The 3,648-nt window shown below is 42.3% G+C and carries 6 protein-coding genes; 4 read left to right on the forward strand and 2 right to left on the reverse strand.

Features of this window, described 5'->3' with window-relative positions; translation table 11 throughout:
* The gene (locus VN429_RS12520) at positions 1 to 129 is read left to right on the forward strand and encodes a histidine kinase N-terminal 7TM domain-containing protein (protein ID WP_414675287.1); all 129 of its coding nucleotides are present in this window, start codon (positions 1 to 3) and stop codon (positions 127 to 129) included.
* Between the two features lie 291 nt (positions 130 to 420).
* Here the strand turns inward: VN429_RS12520 and VN429_RS01865 are convergent, their stop codons facing one another.
* Positions 421 to 1,089, reverse strand: a complete 669-nt coding sequence (locus VN429_RS01865) for a class I SAM-dependent methyltransferase (RefSeq protein WP_325629187.1) — start codon at positions 1,087 to 1,089, stop codon at positions 421 to 423.
* Positions 1,090 to 1,658: 569 nt separating this feature from the next.
* On the opposite strand from VN429_RS01865, the gene dmpI reads away from it, so the two are divergent.
* From dmpI to VN429_RS12530, 3 genes are all read left to right on the forward strand, one after another.
* The gene (dmpI, locus tag VN429_RS01870) at positions 1,659 to 1,871 is read left to right on the forward strand and encodes a 4-oxalocrotonate tautomerase DmpI (protein WP_325629190.1); all 213 of its coding nucleotides are present in this window, start codon (positions 1,659 to 1,661) and stop codon (positions 1,869 to 1,871) included.
* Between the two features lie 504 nt (positions 1,872 to 2,375).
* Complete coding sequence (locus tag VN429_RS12525) at positions 2,376 to 2,573, forward strand: isoprenylcysteine carboxylmethyltransferase family protein (protein WP_414675285.1); 198 nt, start codon at positions 2,376 to 2,378, stop codon at positions 2,571 to 2,573.
* A complete protein-coding gene (locus tag VN429_RS12530; protein ID WP_414675286.1) occupies positions 2,570 to 2,749 on the forward strand; it encodes a hypothetical protein in 180 nt (59 codons plus the stop codon). The genes VN429_RS12525 and VN429_RS12530 overlap by 4 nt, the downstream gene beginning before the upstream one ends.
* Positions 2,750 to 3,023: 274 nt before the next feature.
* On the opposite strand, the gene VN429_RS01880 is transcribed toward VN429_RS12530, so the two are convergent.
* A complete protein-coding gene (locus tag VN429_RS01880) occupies positions 3,024 to 3,578 on the reverse strand; it encodes a flavodoxin family protein (protein WP_325629194.1) in 555 nt (184 codons plus the stop codon).
* Positions 3,579 to 3,648 lie beyond the last annotated feature (70 nt).

Genomic DNA, 3,648 nt, shown 5'->3' on the forward strand with positions numbered 1-3,648 from the left:
GTGATACCATGTATTTCACTTTTGATGGCTGTAACAAATGGGTTTCATCACCTTTTGTGGTCATCAATAACATTAACCGAATCTGGATTTTCAGGAACATATGTAATTTATACCTATGGTCCATGGTAGTGGGTCGAATGGATATACAGCATTGGTCTGTTACTGGCAGGTGGAAATGTTCAATTATTAAAACAGGTATTCCCATGTCAGGGGTTCGATTTGAGATTACGATTCCGAGTAATCGCTGGAGGAATAGTTAAGCAGACCGGGTCTATAATTGATGACTCTACGGCTATTGCGAGTGAGAAATTAGTTACAGCAATGATGCCAGGGTATATCAAGACCTGATCTTCAGAATAATCCACTATGAAGCACTTTAGTCAACTGCCCTGGGCAGAACCTGTCATTAATATCTTTATCTCATTTTTGCACAATCACGTTCCATTTTGTATATGGAAATGGATTTGTGATGTAAAAATCTGGTTCTGTTTCAAGGTATGTGGAAACCTGTTCTGCAAGTATAACAATTTTCCATGCTTTAAATAAATCACGGAGATCTATTTCATCAAAATAATGGTGAGGGACTCCTGCTTCTGCCCCATCATTTTTTACAAAGGTATTTCTTTCGATCTCACATCCCTGGCAGTAAGCCCCTGCTTTAGGAGAGAGCAGGGTTACCATGAACATACCGCCGACAGCAAGATTATCGTATACAAGAGCTACAGATTTTAAAATATTTTCGCGGGTATTATGGTGCAGGGCATCCCAGCAGATGACTCCATGGAAGACTACCCCTTCAAACGGATGCACAGTCATATCGGCAACTTTCAACTCAGCCGTGAGACCATTATCGTTAAGCCACTTCTGCGCATGACTAATCCCGTTTACTGCAACATCGCTTCCGTAGACCAGATGATTCATCTGCGACAGTAAAACGGTATGTCTTCCTGCACCACAGCACAGATCCCACAGATTAAGCGGCTGTTCAGGAAAAATTCCTTCAAGTTTTCGAATAAATTTATAGACCTCTGGCTGGGGTAAAAATTCGATAAATCTCGGGTCTAAAAATAATTCATTCCATGTGGCCATATGAGTCCAGAAATGGGACAGAATAATATTAAACCTTTGATGATGTGAAAGGGATACGTGACAGAAAATTACCGATTATCCCTTGAAAAAGAGATTATCCCAAACCGTGTTACCTAATGATTGGTGTATTAGTGGAACCCGGATCTATTGCAAAATGACGAAAAATGGAATCTATTATGGAACTAAACCCTACAAGGCAGGAAGTATTTTACCGGAGATAAAGTACTGAATATCAGGATTAAGGGATTACTACACGGTATAATACCGGTATTGTTGTTTTTACTCATCATCTGGAAAATTCTGAACTATTCGCTCCGTCTTGGTGAAATTTAGGAAAATCACCGAATATATCCAGGTTTATCACACGGAGTACCCAATGATACCCAACTATGTTGAGTATACCTATAGGCGTGACGTAGTACTATGATCCGCTCCTCATGTAACTGAAGACTGGGAATACGAGATTCTGGCATTCGAGATCAGCAAAAGCGGGTAACCGGGCTTGCTGACATTTTTGTCCCTGATCTCTATTTATCTCCGCGAGTTCTAAAAAAAGCTGAGGTAATATAATGCCTGTAATAACGATTGATCTCTGGCCTATAAGTCCTGAAATAAAAACTGAATTGATCCAGAAACTGACAAAGACTGCATCAGATATTACTAATCTGCCTCAATCAACATTTTTCGTGTATGTCCGGGAGTACCCGACTGACTCTATTGGTGTTGGCGGAATACCACTATCACAACTAAATCTACCTCAGAATGCAGGGAAAATTCCATAATTGAATCCCTTTTTCTAATCTCACTGAACTGGGTGACACTGCCATCAACTTCATATTATCATACCCATCTCCTCATCTGATTAGGTCAGAGGGATGCAATAGTTTGAACGTTAACCTCTCGTGGTAACCCGAGAACCCCAAATCCGTGAAGCCTTTATAAAAATCTTGTGAGCCCAGGATTATCTTTTATTACTATCCCAAATCAGAAATCAGTAACACTATATCGTTTTGTGAGTAATCTTCAAGACAGAATTCCGGTGATTATGGAGTGATTATGAGTCCTTGGTTACCAGTATACCTTTCAACGAATACTTAAAGTTCTGTTTGGCATTGTATTCTTCACATGGGCCGGCAGTGAGGTTATCGGAACAATAATCCTTCCAAGGCTCCGTCATCATCAGAACGGGATAAAACTCAAGAGAAAGAACAGGAGTTCAGGACCTGCAGTCAACATTGGGTTAATCAGTGCAATTTACATCGCTTTTGGTTTATCTCTCGTAAGAATTGCTATACTGCCCGGTTTGGGTATTCTATCCCGGAATTTTACTTATATTTGAAGAAATTATTCTTCGGCAATGGTCTATCGCGATACATGGGGGATTCATCTCCATGCTCGTGAATGTCCAGAAAGGACAGACTATAATCCGGAGAGGACCATACCGGTTCATTCGTCATCAGTCCTATACCGGGGGACTCTCTTGACAATAAAAGGGATAGGACTTACTATTCGAGGAACATTACTCACCCTTTTAGTGATGAGTGACATCGTATATTGGCACCGGATCGGGATTGAGGAGATAGCCCTTGTCGAGCAATTCAGGAACGAATACATTGCGTATATGAAAGAAACAAAAATGCTGATCCCGTTTATTCTTTGAAGAAACAGCGGTCTAATTTGGTACACAGGGTAACAGATTTTGTGGTTTATCGCGGGGGAAAGAGTTCACTGTAACCATCGCCGTGTTGTGGACGGGGGCCGATGCAGAGCGATCATAGCAAATCAGGGTGGAAGAGGCCAACGATGCGAAGTGAAGATTGTGAGGTAGAACCTACATGGTAGTGATAGAGAGATCAGAACCACCCTTGACGTGACCCGTTCGGGCGGTTTTAATCATGACACACGCTGCCTCTCAACTCATCAGGGAAAAAATATTATTTTACCAGGGATGTTCCCAGCGACTCAGCTTTCTGGATAGTATCGGTGAACTTCGTTAAATCATCAGGTGCAAAGCACTGGTTCTGCCAGACAAAGCCGGCATCGGCAAATCCCAGGAATGAGAAGATGTGTTTCACATATTCATTAACCGGGTTGACAGCCTCTGCACCCATACCACCACACGTCAGGGCGAATGCGAACTTCTTTCCTTTTGGAAAATCTGTGGAGAAGTCCGATTTGAGAAGTGAATAGCATCGGTCCATGAATGGATATGCCTGTGCATTCAATCGTCCAAAGTACACCGGTGAACCAAAGACAACGGCATCAGCTGTTTCCAGTTTCCCGACGAGTCCTGCAAAATCGTCTTTCTGGACACAGCCATTACCCTTCTTGCAACCACCGCAGCCGATGCAGGGCTTGATGTCAAGATCAGAAAGCCGTACAAGTTCAGTCTTTGCACCGGCCTTTTCCGCACCGGAGAGGACGTGTTCAACAAGTGTCTGGCTGTTTGCACCCTTTCGCGGGCTGGATGCTATTCCAATGATCTTCATTATTACCTCGTTTATAATTGTCATTCAGGTTTTTGGTGATTTTCCGAAATTACCTGAGTGTAGAATAGTT

Source organism: Methanospirillum sp., assembly GCF_035560735.1.
In the GTDB taxonomy this organism is placed as follows: Archaea; Halobacteriota; Methanomicrobia; order Methanomicrobiales; family Methanospirillaceae; genus Methanospirillum.

What these genes read in the sequence shown, in the direction of transcription:
- VN429_RS01880 (WP_325629194.1), bottom strand. Translation starts at nt 3,578, where the DNA reads ATGAAGATCATTGGAATAGCATCCAGCCCGCGAAAGGGTGCAAACAGC.
- VN429_RS01865 (WP_325629187.1), bottom strand. Translation starts at nt 1,089, where the DNA reads ATGGCCACATGGAATGAATTATTTTTAGACCCGAGATTTATCGAATTT.
- dmpI (WP_325629190.1), top strand. Translation starts at nt 1,659, where the DNA reads ATGCCTGTAATAACGATTGATCTCTGGCCTATAAGTCCTGAAATAAAA.